This is a genomic window from Lysobacter sp. Root667 (assembly GCF_001427715.1).
Taxonomy (GTDB): domain Bacteria; phylum Pseudomonadota; class Gammaproteobacteria; order Xanthomonadales; family Xanthomonadaceae; genus Lysobacter.
Genome location: NZ_LMHF01000013.1, coordinates 16,933 through 31,732, shown reverse-complemented (window position 1 = coordinate 31,732; position 14,800 = coordinate 16,933). Strand labels below are relative to the sequence as shown.

The window sequence follows — 14,800 nt, the reverse complement described above, 5'->3', positions numbered from 1 at the left end:
TCGATCAGTACTTCTTTTCCAGGTTCAGCAGGATGCCATGGTCCGTATCGTCGCCGCTGCCGAACAGACCGCGGTACTCCAAGCGCAGGGTGAAATCGCGCTCGGTGTGCAGGATCGCGCCCAGTCCGAACACGAACCGGTTGCGCTCCAGCCCCTCGATCTCGGCCCGGTAGAACGGACCGGCCAGCAGGTCGGCGTAGCTCATGGTGACGGAGCTGTCGTCCTGGAAGTCGTGCTGGTACTCCAGGCGCAGCTGCGGCGAGAAGGTGCCGTAGCTGACCGGGATGCGGTAATCCATGCGCAGGCCCAGGCTGGCCGTGGTGGTGTCGACGTCCTGGTCCTGGTACCGCAGCGCGTAGATCGCGTCGCCCTGTTCGGTGTAGCCGTCCAGGGTGGCGCGGGCGATGTCGACGCGGGCGTAAGGCGAGATGTGCAGACGGTCGCGCTGGTAGTCGCCGCCGGCCGAGATCGACGCGAACCACTGCTTGCCGTCGCGTTCGCCGCGCACGCGCGCGCCGTTGGCGGTGACGTAGCGGCGCGAGTCGAACGACATCCACTGGTAGCCGACCAGACCGTCGAGGAAGAAGGTCTCGCCCGGGTGGTAGCTGCCGTAGGCCGCCAGGGTGTAGCTCTTGGCGTCGCTGCGGCTGCCGTTCTGGCCGACATCGGTGTTGTCGCGGCCGTAGCCGATGCCGCCGCCGATCGCGAACGCGTCGCTGATGCGGGTGTCGACGCCGGCGCTGATGCCGGTGGTTTCGAAGTCGAAACCGGCACTGCCCGAACGGCTGTCGCGGTCGCCGCTGTTGAGCGCGCCACCGGTCCAGATCGTGAACGAACCGGCGTCGCTGTCGCGCGGCGCGGCCGAGGCCTCCACCGGCGCGGCGTCGTCGCGGGTCGCGGCCTGGCGGCAGTCGCTGCCCGGGGTGCGGCGCACGTCGTCGCGGCAACGGCGGTCGACGCCGAAGCTGATCCGGTTCTGGAAGCGGCCGCCCTCTCCGTTGCCGCCGTGCATGCCTTCCATACGCTGCTGGAAGTTGCCGATCTGCGAGTTGGCGAAGCGGCGCGCGGCCGAGGTCTGGGCGCCGAGCAGGCCCATGACTTCCGCGTCCTGGGTCGGATCCGGGCGCGCGGCGACGTCGATGTCGATGGTCGCCGCCGCCGAAGTCGCGAACGCGTTGGCCAGGGTGAAGGTGACCGTGGCGGTGCCCGAGAACGCGGTGTTCGGCGTGTAGGTGAGGCGGTAGCTCGCGCTCGCGCCGCTGCCGACCTGGGCGATGGTCGCGGTGCCGGAGGACGCCGGCGACAGCGACACCAGGGTGGCGGCGGTGAACGGGCCGCCGGTCGCCCCGGCGGTCAGATCGACCACGACCGGCGTGCCGGCGATGGTGCTGACCCGGCGCGAGACCGCGACCGGCACCGGATTGACGGTGATGGTCGCCGTCAACGGCGCCGACGGACCGAACGCGTTGTTGAGCGTGTAGCCGATGGTGACCGTGCCCGAAGCGCTGGCCGGCGGCGTGTAGACGATGTTGGTGCCGCTGACCACCGCCGTGCCCACGCTGGGCGCGGTGAGGATGGTCACGCCGGTGTACGGGCCGCCGCTGGCGCCGACCGTGGTGTCGATGGTGACCGGCTGACCGGCCAGGGTGTTCGCGGTCTGCGGCTGGCCGACCGGCACCGGCAACGGCGTCACCGTGATCGAGACCGTGGCCGCGGCCGAGGTGCCGCCGGGGCCGATCGCGGTGTAGGTCAGCGAATCGGGACCGAAGTACGCAGTGGCCGGGGTGTAGACGATGTTGAGGCCGCTGACCACGGCGGTGCCGTGCGCCGGCGCCGAGGCGATCGCGATGGACGTGATCACGCCGGTGTCGTTGGCGGTGACGGCGATGGTGACCGGCTGCTGCGCGAGCGTGGTCGCGGTGTCGTCCACGGCCACCGGCACGGCGTCGGCGATCACCAGGGTGTAGCTCACCGTGGCGTTGTAGCCGGCGTCGTCGGTGGAACGGACCGCCACGGTGTAGCTGCCGGCGGTGGTCGGGGTGCCGCTGAAGACGCCGGCCGAGCTGAAGGACACGCCGACCGGCAGGCTGCCCGAGACGATCGAATAGGTGTACGGGGCGATGCCGCCGCTGCTGCTCAGGCTCTGCGAGTACGCCACGCCGACGGTACCGCCGGGCAGGCTCGCCGGCGTGATCACCACCGTCGCCGGGGCGATGGTGAAGGTGTACACGCGGCTGGCGTTCTGGCCGTTGCTGTCGGTCGAGCGCACGGTCAGGCTGAAGTTGCCGTCGGAACGCGGGATGCCGGACAGCGCGCCGGCCGAGCTGAAGCTCATGCCGATCGGCAGCGCGCCGCTGAGCAGCGAATAGCTGTACGGCGCGACGCCGCCGGTGGAGCTGAGCTGGGCGCTGTAGGCCGTGCCCGCGGTGCCGTTGGGCAGCGCCGGCGGATCGATGGTGATGGCCGGCGTGGCCACGACGATGGTGTAGCTCTGCTGCAAGGCGAACGGTGCGCCGGCGCCGGTGCTGGCGTCGGTGACCCGGATCGTCACGTTGTAGTTGCCCGGCACGGTCGGCGTGCCGCTGAGCACACCGGCCGAGCTGAAGCTCACACCGACCGGCAGCGAGCCGGCGGCCAGCGAGAAGCTGTACGGGCCGGTGCCGCCGCTGGCGGCGAAGTTGATGGTCGTGGCGGCGCCGTAGTTCATCGGCAGGTTGCCGGCGGCCGGGGTCATGCTCAGGGTCGGCGCGCCCACGCTCAGGGTGAAGGCCTGGCCGACGGTGAACGGACCATTGCCGCTGCTGGAATCGGTCGCGCTGGGCGTGATCGTGAACGAACCCGCCGCGGTCGGCGTGCCCGACACGGTGAGGCTGTTGGCGGTGGTGCCGGTGACGCTCAGGCCCGCCGGCAGACCGGTGATGCCGTAGCCGGAGAACGGCTGGGTGCCGCCGTTCCAGCTGAAGGTCTGGCTGTAGGCGACGCCGATCTGCGCGGTCAGCGGACCGCTCGCGGTCACGGTGATGGCCGGGTTGGAGACCGTGATGGTCACGGTGGCCGGCGCCGAAGTGCCGGCGCCGTTGGTCGCGGTGTAGGTGAAGCTGTCCGGACCGGCGTAACCGGCGGTCGGGGTGTAGGTGATGCTGGTGCCGCTGGCGACCGCGGTGCCGTGCGCCGCTGCCGTAGCGACCGCCACCGAGGCCGGAATGCCGCCGCTGATGTTCAGGGTGATCGGATTGGCGCTGCTGCCGTAGGCGACCGTGGCCGAAACCGGATTGGCCACCGGTGCGATGTCGGCGACCTGCAGGCTGTAGCTCTGCGGGGCGGACGCGTACGGGCCGCTGCCGGTGCTGCTGTCGGTCGCGACCACGCCGAAGGTGTAGCTGCCCGGCGCGGTCGGCGTGCCGCTGACGAGGCCGGCGCTGCTGAGCGAGATGCCCGGAGGCAGAGCGCCGCTGCTGAGCGCATAGGTGTACGGCGCGGTGCCGCCGCTGGCGCCGTTGAGCGTGGCGCTGTAGGCGACGGTCCGGGTCGCGTTCGCCAGGCTGGTCGGCGGCAGGATCACGGTCGCGGCCGTGACCAACACCGTGTACGAGTTCGAACCGGTGTACGGGCCGCTGCCGGTGCTGCTGTCGGTCGCGGTGACGGTGAAGTTGAAGGTGCCGCCCGCGCTCGGCGTGCCGCTGAGCGTGCCGTTGCTGGCCAGGCTCAGGCCGGTCGGCAAGGCGCCGGCGGTGACCGCGAAGCTGTAGCCGGCGGTGCCGCCCGATGCGGTGATGGTCTGGCTGTAGGCCTGGGCCACGCCGCCGTTGGGCAGGGTCGCCGGTGCGACGCTGACCGTCGCCGCGCTCACGCTCAGGCTGTAGGCGCGCGAACCGTTCTGCGAGTGGTTGTCGGTGGCGGTGACGGTGAAGTTGAAGGTGCCGCCCGCGGTCGGCGTGCCGCTCAGGGTGCCGGTGGAGCTCAGCGTGAGGCCGGCCGGCAAGGTGCCGGCGGTCACCGCATAGGTGTACGGCGCAATACCGCCGCTGGCGCTCAGCGCTTCGCTGTAGGCCGTGGCGACCTGCGCGCCCGGCAAGGTGGCCGGTGCGATCGCGATCGTCGGCGCGGCCACCTGCAGTACGTAGTTCTGGGTGCGCGCGAACGGTGCGCCCGCGCCGGTGGAACTGTCGGTCGCCCGCACCGAGAAGGTGAACAGACCGGTGACGGTCGGCGTGCCCGCCAGCACGCCGGTGTTGGCGTCCAGGCTGAGGCCGGCCGGCAATGCGCCTGCCGACACCGCATAGGTGTAGGCCGGCGTGCCGCCGCTGGCGACGAAGGTCTGGCTGTAGGCCGTCCCGTAGGACGCGGACAAGGTGCCGGCGGCCGGCGTCATGCTCAGGGTCGGTGCGCTCACCGTCAGGGTGAAGGCCTGCGAGATGGTGAACGGACCGTTGCCGGTGCTGGAGTCGGTCGCGCTGGGCGTGACCGTGAACGAACCCGCCGCGGTCGGCGTGCCCGACACGGTGACGCTGTTGGCGGTGCTGCCGGTGATCAGCAGGCCCGGCGGCATGCCGGTGACGCTGTAGCCGACGAACGGCTGGGTGCCGCCGTTCCAGGTGAAGGTCTGACTGTAGGCGACGCCGATCTGCGCGGTCAGCGGACCGCCCGCGGTCACGGTGATGGTCGGGTTGCCGACCGTGATGGTCGCCGTGGCCGGCGCCGACGTGCCGGCGCCGTTGGTCGCGGTGTAAGTGAAGCTGTCGGGACCGGCGTAACCGGGATTGGGCTGATAGGTGATCGTGGTGCCGCTGGCGATCGCAGTGCCGTTGGCCGGCGCGGTGCCGATCGCGACCGAGGTCGGAACGCCGCCGGTGATGTTCAGCGCGATCGGATTGGCGCCGCTGTTGTAGGCGACCGAGGCCGAGATCGGATTGGCCACCGGCGGGATGTTGACGATCTGCAGCGTATAGCCGCGCGGCGCCGAACTGTAGGCACCGGTGCCGGTGCTGCTGTCGGTCGCGGTCACGGCGAAGTTGAACGTGCCCGATGCGGTCGGCGTGCCCGACAGCGCGCCGGTGCTGGCGGCCAGGGCGATGCCCGGCGGCAAGGCGCCGGCGGTGACCGCATAGGTGTACGGCGCGGTGCCGCCGCTGGCCGGATTGAGCGTGGCGCTGTAGGCCAGGTTCTGCGTGCCGTCGGCCAGGGTGGTGGCCGGCAGGTTGATGGTCGGCGGTGCGATCACCAGGCTGTAGGCGCGCGACCCGGTATGCGGCGCGCCGGTGCCGGTGCTGCTGCCGGTGGCGGTCACGGTGAAGCTGAAGGTGCCGCCCGCGGTCGGCGTGCCGCTGACGGCGCCGGTGCTGGCGTTCAGGGTGACGCCGGCCGGCAGCGCGCCGGCGGTGATCGCGAAGGTGTACGGCGAGATACCGCCGCTGGCGCTGACGGTCTGGCTGTAGGCCGCCGCGACCGTGCCGCTGGGCAAGGTGGTCGGCGCGACCACGATCACCGGCGGCGCCACGACCAGGGTGTAGGCGCGCGTGCCGGAGAAGCTGTTGGCGTCGGTCGCACGCACCGTGAAGTTGAAGGTGCCGGCCGCGGTCGGCGTGCCGGTCAGGGCGCCGGTGGTGGTGTTGAGGCTCAGCCCGGCCGGCAAGGCGCCGGCGGTGATCGCGAAGGTGTAAGGCGCGGTGCCGCCGCTGCCGGTCAAGGTCTGGCTGTAGGCGGCGCCGACGGTCGCGCCCGGAACGGTGGCCGGGTTGACCACGATGGTCGGCGCGACCACGACGGTCAGGGTGACCGTCTCGACTTCGAAATACGAGCCCACGCCGGTGCTGCTGTCGGTAACGCGGATGCCGAAGCTAAAGGTGCCCAGGGTGGTCGGCGTGCCGCTCAGGGTCGCGCCGCTCAGGCTCAGGCCGGGCGGCAGCGGACCGGAAACGACCTCATGCGCATAGGTATACGGAGAGACGCCGCCGGTGGTGCTGAAGGTCACCGAATAGGGGATGCCCTGGGCCGCGTTCGGCGGCGTGGACGGGACGATCTGCAAGCTCGGATTGGCGACGGTGGGCGTGTAGGTCTTCACGCCGCTGGCGCTGGTGCTGTCGGTGGCGCGGATCGAGAAGCTGTGCGGGCCGCGGGCAGTCGGGGTGCCGCTGATCACGGCCCCGCTCAGAGTCAGCCCGGCCGGCAATGCACCGCTGTCGAGCGTGTAGGTGTAGGGAGCGGTGCCGCCGGTGGCGGTCAGGGTCGTGCTGAAGGGCGTGCCCGCGGTCAGGCTGACGGTCGCCGGGCCGATCACGATGCTCGAGGCCGGGCCGATGGCCACGGTGACGGTGATGTCGCCGCCGAGGTCGTCCTGGAACACGAAGGTGTCGGTGGTCGCGCTGTCGCCGTTATGCGAATAGGTCAGCGGAATGTTGCCGGGCGACTGCGCGCCGATGGTGCGCGTGCCGTGCGGCGTGGCCGCGGTCCCTGCGGTGATGCCGAAGCCGCCGTGGCAGTGGTCGACGTTGATGGTCTGCGAACCGCTGTGCGCGACCGACATGCTCAGGGTCGGGCAGAACGTGGACGGCGCCGCCGCTGCCATCTGCGGCCACAGGCTGGCCAGGCACAGCAGCGCGGTGGCGAACCAGGAGAACAAGGAAGTGAATACGTGCGAAGGCGCACGCGGCGTCTCCACGCTGTGCGCTGAAAGCTGATGCATGTTCTGCCCCTGTTGGCACCGCACGAGCTCGATCGGCCGCTGGCTGTCGAACCGTCCGGCGAGACTCGAATCCTTGTCCGCGGACATCGGGCTGACGCCCGAGCCGCACCCCTTGCGAACTGCTCTCCCTTCATTCAATCAGGAATCGATCCGCAAATAAAGTGCCACCCACTTCACATATTTTTATGCTGCACTGCCACAAAAAATTCGCTTGTACGGCGCACGGAGTGTGAGCGAGAGTAGCGAGCGCACCGGACATGACGTCCCGTGCCACCATCCTTTTGGGGGAAAAGGTATGACCGAAGTCTTCCTCGGGCAGATCATGCTCACGGGGTTCCAGTTCGCGCCCAAGGGTTTTGCCCTGTGCAACGGGCAGATCCTGTCGATCGCCCAGAACCAAGCGCTGTTTTCCTTGCTCGGCACCACCTACGGCGGCAACGGCACTACCAACTTCCAACTGCCCAACATGCAGTCGCGCACCCCGGTGGGCTTCGGCAATTCGGTCGATGGGGGCTGGAATCCGGCGCCGTATCAGCTGGGCGAGACCGGCGGCGTCGAGAACGTCACCCTGCTCGCTACGCAGATGCCGACGCATACGCACATGGTCAGCGGCAACACCACGGCGGGCGCGATCCGCAATCCGACCAATGGCCTGTACGGCACCAACAGCGCCTCGATCTTCGGCCCCTCCTCGGGCGCCCAGGTCGCGCTGCAAGGCATCGGCATGACGGGCAACAGCCAGCCGCACAGCAACATACAGCCCTACACGACGATCAATTTCGTGATCGCGCTGGTCGGCATCTACCCGTCGCGCAACTGACGCCCTAGCCATCTACAGGAGTTCCCTATGAGCACCCCTTACGTCGGAGAAATCCGTATGTTCGGCTTCGGCCGCGTGCCCAACGGCTGGTTCAGCTGCGACGGTTCGCTGCAGCCCATCAGCGAGTACGAAGTGCTGTACACCCTGATCGGCACCACCTACGGCGGCGACGGCCAGTCCACCTTCGCCCTGCCCGACCTGCGCGGCCGCGCGCCGATCCACCAGGGCACCGGCCTGGGCCTGAGCACCTACGTGCTCGGCCAGAGGGCCGGCACCGAGAGCGTGACCCTGCTGACCCAGCAGCTGCCCAGCCACAACCATGCGCTGATGGCCACCACGGCCGCCGCCAGCACCGGCGCGGTCGGTGTGACAGTGCAACCGGCCACGGTGTCGGGCGACACCATGTACGTCACCGACATCACCGGCGCCACCGGCGCCGCCCTCGCCCCGGCCGCGATCTCGAGCAGCGGCAACACCCAGCCGCACGACAACCTGATGCCCACGTTGACGGTGGGGTACTGCATCGCCTGGGCCGGCATCTTCCCGTCGCAGAGCTGAGCGGCCGCCGCGGACCATCATTCGAGGACATCACCATGACCGAACCTTTCATCGGCGAAATCCAGCTGTTCGGATTCAATTTCGCGCCGCGCGGCTGGGCGTCGTGCACCGGCGCCACCATGGCCATCCAGCAGAACACCGCGCTGTTCGCGCTGCTGGGCACCCAGTACGGCGGCAACGGCCAGACCACGTTCCAGCTGCCCAACTTCGTCAACCGTGCCGCCTGCAACCAGGGCCAGGGTCCCGGACTCACGCCGCGCAGCATGGGCGAAGTGTTCGGCTCCAACAGCGTGACCCTGACCCAGGGCGAGATGCCGGCGCACGGCCATACGCTGACCGCCTACAACCAGCCCACCGGCGCTTCGCGCACCAGCACGCCGGCCCCCAACAACTTCCTGGGCATCCCGACCTCCAGCAACCCCTTCATCGGGAATGTGGCGCCGAACGTGCAGTTCGCTCCGGTCATGTGCGGCCCGGCCGGCGGCGGCCAGCCGCACGAAAACCGCCAGCCGTACCTCGCGTCGAACTTCTGCATCGCCTTACAGGGTATTTTCCCGAGCTTCCCTTGACGGCAATGCAGGCGACGTCGCCGCTACCGCCGTTTCCGCAAGGCCGCGACGACCGCCTGGCGACACCCGCGCTCCTGAGCGAGCGCGGGTTCGCACTGCGCCCCGCGCGCGACGACGACCTGCCTTGGCTGCGCACGCTCTACGCCAGCACCCGGGCCGAGGAACTCGCGCCCGTGCCCTGGCCCGACGAGGCCAAGCGCGCCTTTCTCGACAGCCAGTTCGCGCTCCAGCATCAGCATTACCTGCACCACTACGCCGACGCCGACTTCCTCGCCATCGAGCGCGAAGGCACGCCGGTCGGGCGCTACTACCTGCAACGGCGCGCGCCCGATCATCTGATCGTCGATATCAGCCTGCTGCCCGCCGCACGCGGCCAGGGCATCGCCAGCGCCTTGATCGAACACAGCCAGCACGACGCCGCCGCGCTCGGCCGCGGCCTGCATCTGCATGTGTCGTCCGACAATACGCAGGCGCAGCGCCTGTACCAGCGCCTGGGTTTCGTCCTGCTCGAAGACGGCGGCGCCTACCGGCGCCTGCGCTGGACCCCGCAGGGCGCGCTCTAGCTCTGGGGTAGGAGCGGCGTAAGCCGCGACCGCGCCCCCACGCCCACCGCGCCTATCGCGATCAGTACCGGATTAGCAGCGCCTCAGATCGGCCTTGGATCACCGAGCGAGCGCGAGCGTTCCAGCCCGCCCCGCCCTCAGTTGAAAATCGCCTGGTACAAAAACCCTTCGCGCTCGCGCGCGACCGGCACCAGGAAGATCCCGACCTCGCCCACGCTTTCGTGGCGCATCAGATAGGTTTGCTGCGGGAACAGAAACGCCGAGGCATTGCGAAACAGCAACGAGAACGGCGCGCGCGCCGCGCCCGGCACGACCTGGCTGCTCTGCAAGGCCCGCGCCTCGACCAGCACGAACGGCACCTCGCCGTCGTTCAGCGCGGCCGAGAAGGTCTCGTTCACGTGGCGGGCGAAATGATCCAGCGTCAGCAGTTCCATGCGGCTTCCCCTCAAAGCTGGAACGCATGGTCGCCGCGCCGCGCGCGCGATGCAAGCGCGCGCGGCGCGCGAGGCTCAGTACTGGCCCATGTAGTCGCGCTTGCCGACCTCGACGCCGTTGTGGCGCAGGATCGCGTAGGCGGTCACGACGTGGAACTGGAACTGCGGCAGACCGTAATGCAGCAGATAGTCGTGGCCGACGAAGCGGCGCTCCTTGGGCGTGCCCGGGCGCAGCACCACTTCACGCTCGTGGGCGCCGTCGAACAGCACCGGCTCCAGGCTGTCGATGAACGCGGTGGTCTTGGCGACCAGCGCCTGCAGCTGTTCGAAGCTGCGCTCGGAATCGTCGTACACCGGCACTTCCGCGTCGGCCAGGCGCGCGCTCACGCCCTTGGCGAAGTCGCAGGCGATCTGGACCTGGCGCAGCAGCGGAAACATGTCCGGGTACAGGCGCGACTGCAGCAGCACGTCCGGCTCGATCTTCTTCTCGACCGCGTGGGCCTGGGCCTTGTCGAGCAGCGCGGCGAGGCTGCCGAGGAACTGCTTGAACACGGGGACGGAGGCGGCGTGCATGGAAACGGTCATGGCGGGACTCGTGGGGAAAGCGACCATGGTACGACGGCGACCGGCGCCGACCGCGCGCGCATGCGTGGATCGATGCGTCCTGCCGGTGCGCTGTGGCGATGCCCGGGTGCGGCCTCAATCCGACGGCGCATGCTCCCAACGCTGCGCACCCTGCCCGTCCTCGGCCAGCACGTCGCCCGGATTGGCCAGGCGGCAGCGGTCGATCGACAGACAGCCGCAGCCGATGCAATCGTCCAGGGTGTCGCGCATCTGGCTGAGTTTCTGGATGCGCTCGTCCAACTCCTCGCGCCAGGCCGCCGACAGCCGCTCCCAGTCCTTGCGCGTCGGCGTGCGTCCGTCGGGCAAGGTCGAGAACGCCTGCAGGATCGTCGCCAGCGGCATGCCCACGCGCTGGGCGACGCGGATGATCGCGATCCGGCGCAGCATGTCGCGACCGTAGCGGCGCTGGTTGCCGGCGGTGCGCTGGCTGTGGATCAGGCCCTTGGTCTCGTAGAAATGCAGGGTCGACACCGCCACGCCGCTGCGCTGCGCCATCTGCCCCACGCTGAGCTCGGTATTCGCGCCCATGCGCTTGACCTGAAGTTAAGTTGAGGTTCTATGCTGCGCGTCCCCACTCCCTCCGGTCAAGCCATGGACAACCGCAACGCCCGCGACGACGACCTCGACCAACCCAGTTCCCGCGACGCCGCCGACGGCATCGACGACGATGCCGGCCTGATGCAGGCCGTGCATTTCGACCGCTACGGCGCACCCGAAGTGCTCTATCCGGCCGTGCTGCCGCTGCCCGAAGCCGCGCGCGGCGAACTGCGCGTGCGGGTGCGTGCGGCCGGCGTGCAGCCGGCCGACATCGCCCGCCGCAACGGCGACTTCGCGCGCCGCGGCATCGACGCCGACGCCGCCTTCCCGCAACGCCTGGGCTACGAATTCGCCGGCGTCGTCGACCAGATCGGCGACGGCGTGCGCGGCTATTACCACGGCCAGGAAGTGCTGGGCTGGTGCGACGGCGGCGCCTACGCCGAAGTCGTGACCGTACCGGCGCCGCAGGTCGTGGCCAAGCCGCCGATGATGTCCTGGGCAGTGGCCGGCGCCCTGTCGGCCTCGGGCCAGACCGCGCAGGTCGCATTGCGCGCCTTGAACGTGGGCCGCGGCGACACCCTGCTGGTGCACGGCGCCGCCGGCGGTGTCGGCACCATCGCCGTGCAGCTGGCGCGTCTGGCCGGCGCCCGCGTGATCGGCAGCGCCAGCCGCGAGAACCACGCCTACCTGCGCACGCTCGGAGCCGAGCCGGTGCTGTACGGCGACGGCCTGGTCGAGCGCGTGCGCGCACTCGCGCCGCAAGGCGTGAGCGTGGCGCTGGACGCGGCCGGCCGCGGCGCTATCGCCGCCTCGCTGGCGCTGGGCGTGGCGCGCGAACGCATCGGCAGCCTGGTCGATGGCGACGGCGCGCGCGAACACGGCGTACTGCGCCTGCGCGGCGAATGCGACCGCGACCGCCTGCGCCATCTGGTCGACCTGTACGAACACGGCCGCCTGCACGTGCATGTGCGCGAGATCTATCCGCTGGCGCATGCCGCGGTCGCGCATCGCGACGTCGAGACCGGCCACGGCCGCGGCAAGGTCGTGCTGATGGTCTACCAGACCGGCGACAGCGGATTCGGGCCGTGACCGACGCCAGCCGCACCGGCGCGCGCGACGGCTACGCACCGACGTAGCCATCGATGCGATCGCGTCCTAGCCCGCGGCGACAACCGCGTCGGTGCGGTCTCGATCGCTCGCGCTGTTTCGATGCGGTGCGCCTGCGTCTTGCCGCGTCTTACGGATTGGCCGTGGCCGCCAGCGTCGTGGCGACGGCGCGGGTACGTGCGAGACTTTCGTATAGGGACACCACCTGCTCCATCAGGCCGTCGGTGCTCCAGGCGCGCGCGTCCAGCGGCCCGGCCGCCGACAAGGCCGCGCGGGTTTCGGGCGAACGCAGCACGGCAGCGACATGCCCGGCGAACGCGGCCTCGTCTTCGGCGCTGACCACCGCGCTGCGCACATCGCGCAGCACCGTGGCCGTGCCCATGACCGCGGTCGATACGATCGGTACGCCCAGCGCCATCGCCTCGATCAGCACCAGCCCCTGGGTTTCGGTCGGCGAGGCGAACACGAACACGTCGCCGGCGCGGTAGGCGTCGAGCAAGGCGGTGCGGCGGTCCAGGTTGCCGAAGAAGCGCACGTGCTCCTGCAATTTGAGCTCCACGCTCAGGCGCTTGAGGCGCTCGGCATCCGGGCCCTCGCCCGCGATCAGGAACAGCAGCTCGGGAAATTCGTCGACCAGGCGCCGCGCCACCCGCAGCAGGAAGGCGATGTTCTTCTCGACCGCGAGCCGGCTCACCGTGACCAGGGTCGGACGCTGCGGCGCGATCCCGTGCTCGGCGCGGAAGCGCGCGCCGTCGCCGCGCGCGAACTCGCTCAGGTCGATGCCGGTCGGCAGCACCGTCGACGGCGTGGTGATGCCGTAGCGCTCCAGCACCTGCACCATCTGCGCGGTCGGCACGATCAAATGATCGACGCCGTGACACAGCGAGCGCGAAGCGCGCCGCGCGAACGCACGCAGCAGCGGCGCCGGCAGCCACGGCAGGTAGTGGCCGACGTATTCCTCGAAATAGGTGTGGTAGGTCTCCACCGTCGGCCGCCCGATCCGCCGCGCCAGGCGCACGCCCAGGCTGTGGGCGCGGAACGGGGTGTGGATGTGGATCACGTCCCAGTGCCGCGCCGCCAGCCGGTCCTCCACCGCGCGCAGCGCCGAAGCCCGGATCAGCCGGTCCTCGGGATCGAAGAAGATCACCCGCGACGGCAGCCGCAGGATCTCGAACTCGCCATGGCCGTCGTGCTGATCCTGGCCGCTGTCGGGCCCGTAATCCGGCACCACCAGGGTCACCGCATGGCCCATCCGCGCCAGCGACTGGGCGAAGGTGCGGATCGACGTCGAGACGCCGTTGACCCGCGGGAAGTACACGTCGGACAGCATCAGGATGTTCATGCCCGCCAGACTATGGCGGGGCGATGACGGATTTGTGGCGGCCGCCTGAACCGTCCTCGCCGCCGTCGTGCCGGCGCCTCCGGGCGAAGCTGCGGGGCAACGTGCCCGCTGCAAAGCTCCCAGCGGGGCGGCGATCCTGGCGGGACGACCCAAGGGGCCGCCGACATATCCACAAGGAGCATGGCCGACAGCCAAATGGCGCCCCCATCCATCTCTTTCAATGCCAGCCGCCTTCGACGGCATCGATATATTGAGGCGCAGGACCCGACCGTGCCTCCGGCCGAGAGCGCATTCTCACAAAACATCAGGTTGTCGCTTGACAGGTCGATGGTGTGGCTGGACCCTCGCGGGCATGAAAATCGATATCGAGAAGCTCAGCCTGTCGGAACTGAACGCCCTTCTGGTCGCCGCGGAGCAGCGGCGGCAGTTGATAAGCAGCCGTCGCCCCATTGCCCTAGTGCGTCGAAAAGCGATCGCAGTCGCTGCTCAGTACGGGTATACGATCGAGGAACTGTATGGGGATCAGCCGGTAGCTGAGAAGCCTGGCAAGAAACGGGCGCCGCGGCGAAAGGCGAGCAAGGTGGCGGCCAAGTACCGCGATCCGGAGAACAAGCGCAATACCTGGTCTGGCCGCGGGCGGATGCCGCTGTGGCTGGCCCAGAAGACGAAACATGGCCGGAGCGTCACCGACTTCCTGATCCCCGGCCTGGCAAAGCCGACCGCACGCAAGAGCAGTTCGATAGGCCGACGGACGCTCATCAAGCAGGGCTGACGCAGAACCGCGAATGCGCAGCGGCTTGAGTCGACTAAGGCCTGATCGATCGGGATGCAGCCAACGAAGAACCTATCGACTCGTGAAGCATGCCGAGCGCCCGAACCGTTCGCGCGCGAGTCGGAGCCGCGACGCAGTCCGCCAGCACATGAACCGTCAGATCCCGCATGTGCGCGTCGATCGCCGTTGCTGCGACGCAAACGTCCGTGGAAATTCCCGTTATCACTACCTTCCGGCTGCCGCAGTGCTCGAGAAGCACCGCCAGGGGCGTGGAGTGAAAAGCGGATTGCTTGGGCTTGAGGATGTAGAAGTCGTCCGGCTCCGGTAGCAGCTTCCTGGCGATCGGCGCGCCCCTAGACCCCTCGCCGCTGCAGATCTTCACAATTTCCGTGAAGTCCGCATGCCATTGCCCGAAGTTGTCATTCGCATAGATGACCGGAGCGCCAGCATTCTTGAAGCGACGCTTCAAGCTGGCGATCTTCGCTGCGGCCGGCATCGCCTGCTTGAGCAGGGCATCACCCGCATCGAAATCGAGCATGTTCAACATATCCACAATCAGCAATGCGGGTCGACCTGACTTTCGCCGCATAGGCACCTCACTGTCGACGTCTTAAGGCTGCTCTCGGCCGTGCGTTTGCTCGCTGGCTACGCGGGCTAAAGTGCCGGCGATCCGAGCCCGTTGACCGTTACGCGAACCTAGCGGCGCTACCGTCATGGAGTCGTGAACCGGTGTTCGCGAGGGCCGGGCTCGTCGACCTCGGCCCGAACGGCGTCAGCCGGCTGTGCGCGCGA

At 69.3% G+C, this 14,800-nt stretch carries 12 protein-coding genes; 6 read left to right on the top strand and 6 right to left on the bottom strand.

Features of this window, described 5'->3' with window-relative positions:
• Positions 1-4: 4 nt before the first annotated feature.
• On the bottom strand, positions 5-6,682 hold the full coding sequence (locus ASD78_RS12840) for a putative Ig domain-containing protein (RefSeq protein WP_162250173.1): 6,678 nt from the start codon (positions 6,680-6,682) through the stop codon (positions 5-7).
• A gap of 295 nt (positions 6,683-6,977) precedes the next feature.
• On the opposite strand from ASD78_RS12840, the gene ASD78_RS12835 reads away from it, so the two are divergent.
• From ASD78_RS12835 to ASD78_RS12820, 4 genes are read left to right on the top strand one after another with little or no spacing between them, the layout of a single operon-like run.
• A complete protein-coding gene (locus tag ASD78_RS12835) occupies positions 6,978-7,502 on the top strand; it encodes a tail fiber protein (protein ID WP_055906047.1) in 525 nt (174 codons plus the stop codon).
• A 27-nt stretch (positions 7,503-7,529) separates the two neighbouring features.
• Positions 7,530-8,060 (top strand): tail fiber protein, encoded by a 531-nt coding sequence (locus ASD78_RS12830; RefSeq protein ID WP_055906044.1) that lies wholly within the window; start codon positions 7,530-7,532, stop codon positions 8,058-8,060.
• Between the two features lie 35 nt (positions 8,061-8,095).
• Complete coding sequence (locus ASD78_RS12825; RefSeq protein WP_055906041.1) at positions 8,096-8,629, top strand: tail fiber protein; 534 nt, start codon at positions 8,096-8,098, stop codon at positions 8,627-8,629.
• 5 nt (positions 8,630-8,634) lie between these two features.
• Positions 8,635-9,192 carry a GNAT family N-acetyltransferase gene (locus ASD78_RS12820; protein ID WP_056101991.1) on the top strand — a complete coding sequence of 186 codons (558 nt, stop codon included), beginning with the start codon at positions 8,635-8,637 and terminating at the stop codon, positions 9,190-9,192.
• A gap of 137 nt (positions 9,193-9,329) precedes the next feature.
• Here the strand turns inward: ASD78_RS12820 and ASD78_RS12815 are convergent, their stop codons facing one another.
• The 3 genes from ASD78_RS12815 to soxR all read right to left on the bottom strand — a co-directional run bounded on the left by ASD78_RS12815 (position 9,330) and on the right by soxR (position 10,778).
• Positions 9,330-9,626, bottom strand: coding sequence for a hypothetical protein (locus tag ASD78_RS12815; RefSeq protein ID WP_055906036.1), 297 nt, complete (start codon positions 9,624-9,626; stop codon positions 9,330-9,332).
• A gap of 75 nt (positions 9,627-9,701) precedes the next feature.
• Entirely contained in the window at positions 9,702-10,211 is a 510-nt protein-coding gene (locus ASD78_RS12810) for a DUF1993 domain-containing protein (RefSeq protein ID WP_055906034.1), read from the bottom strand.
• Between the two features lie 114 nt (positions 10,212-10,325).
• The gene (gene soxR, locus ASD78_RS12805) at positions 10,326-10,778 is read right to left on the bottom strand and encodes a redox-sensitive transcriptional activator SoxR (protein WP_056101988.1); all 453 of its coding nucleotides are present in this window, start codon (positions 10,776-10,778) and stop codon (positions 10,326-10,328) included.
• A 63-nt stretch (positions 10,779-10,841) separates the two neighbouring features.
• Here soxR and ASD78_RS12800 point away from each other — a divergent pair, with 63 nt between their 5' ends.
• Positions 10,842-11,876, top strand: a complete 1,035-nt coding sequence (locus ASD78_RS12800; RefSeq protein WP_200944192.1) for an NADP-dependent oxidoreductase — start codon at positions 10,842-10,844, stop codon at positions 11,874-11,876.
• 148 nt (positions 11,877-12,024) lie between these two features.
• Here the strand turns inward: ASD78_RS12800 and ASD78_RS12795 are convergent, their stop codons facing one another.
• Complete coding sequence (locus tag ASD78_RS12795; RefSeq protein ID WP_056101985.1) at positions 12,025-13,236, bottom strand: glycosyltransferase; 1,212 nt, start codon at positions 13,234-13,236, stop codon at positions 12,025-12,027.
• Positions 13,237-13,588: 352 nt separating this feature from the next.
• Between ASD78_RS12795 and ASD78_RS12790 the strand changes: the two genes are divergently transcribed.
• Positions 13,589-14,008 (top strand): H-NS histone family protein, encoded by a 420-nt coding sequence (locus tag ASD78_RS12790; protein ID WP_056101982.1) that lies wholly within the window; start codon positions 13,589-13,591, stop codon positions 14,006-14,008.
• 34 nt (positions 14,009-14,042) lie between these two features.
• Here the strand turns inward: ASD78_RS12790 and ASD78_RS12785 are convergent, their stop codons facing one another.
• Positions 14,043-14,597 carry an isochorismatase family cysteine hydrolase gene (locus tag ASD78_RS12785; protein WP_082575614.1) on the bottom strand — a complete coding sequence of 185 codons (555 nt, stop codon included), beginning with the start codon at positions 14,595-14,597 and terminating at the stop codon, positions 14,043-14,045.
• Positions 14,598-14,800: the final 203 nt, after the last annotated feature.

What these genes read in the sequence shown, in the direction of transcription:
- ASD78_RS12800 (WP_200944192.1), top strand. Translation starts at nt 10,842, where the DNA reads ATGGACAACCGCAACGCCCGCGACGACGACCTCGACCAACCCAGTTCC.
- ASD78_RS12815 (WP_055906036.1), bottom strand. Translation starts at nt 9,626, where the DNA reads ATGGAACTGCTGACGCTGGATCATTTCGCCCGCCACGTGAACGAGACC.
- soxR (WP_056101988.1), bottom strand. Translation starts at nt 10,778, where the DNA reads ATGGGCGCGAATACCGAGCTCAGCGTGGGGCAGATGGCGCAGCGCAGC.
- ASD78_RS12820 (WP_056101991.1), top strand. Translation starts at nt 8,635, where the DNA reads ATGCAGGCGACGTCGCCGCTACCGCCGTTTCCGCAAGGCCGCGACGAC.
- ASD78_RS12825 (WP_055906041.1), top strand. Translation starts at nt 8,096, where the DNA reads ATGACCGAACCTTTCATCGGCGAAATCCAGCTGTTCGGATTCAATTTC.
- ASD78_RS12830 (WP_055906044.1), top strand. Translation starts at nt 7,530, where the DNA reads ATGAGCACCCCTTACGTCGGAGAAATCCGTATGTTCGGCTTCGGCCGC.
- ASD78_RS12785 (WP_082575614.1), bottom strand. Translation starts at nt 14,597, where the DNA reads ATGCGGCGAAAGTCAGGTCGACCCGCATTGCTGATTGTGGATATGTTG.
- ASD78_RS12790 (WP_056101982.1), top strand. Translation starts at nt 13,589, where the DNA reads ATGAAAATCGATATCGAGAAGCTCAGCCTGTCGGAACTGAACGCCCTT.
- ASD78_RS12810 (WP_055906034.1), bottom strand. Translation starts at nt 10,211, where the DNA reads ATGACCGTTTCCATGCACGCCGCCTCCGTCCCCGTGTTCAAGCAGTTC.
- ASD78_RS12795 (WP_056101985.1), bottom strand. Translation starts at nt 13,236, where the DNA reads ATGAACATCCTGATGCTGTCCGACGTGTACTTCCCGCGGGTCAACGGC.
- ASD78_RS12835 (WP_055906047.1), top strand. Translation starts at nt 6,978, where the DNA reads ATGACCGAAGTCTTCCTCGGGCAGATCATGCTCACGGGGTTCCAGTTC.
- ASD78_RS12840 (WP_162250173.1), bottom strand. Translation starts at nt 6,682, where the DNA reads ATGCATCAGCTTTCAGCGCACAGCGTGGAGACGCCGCGTGCGCCTTCG.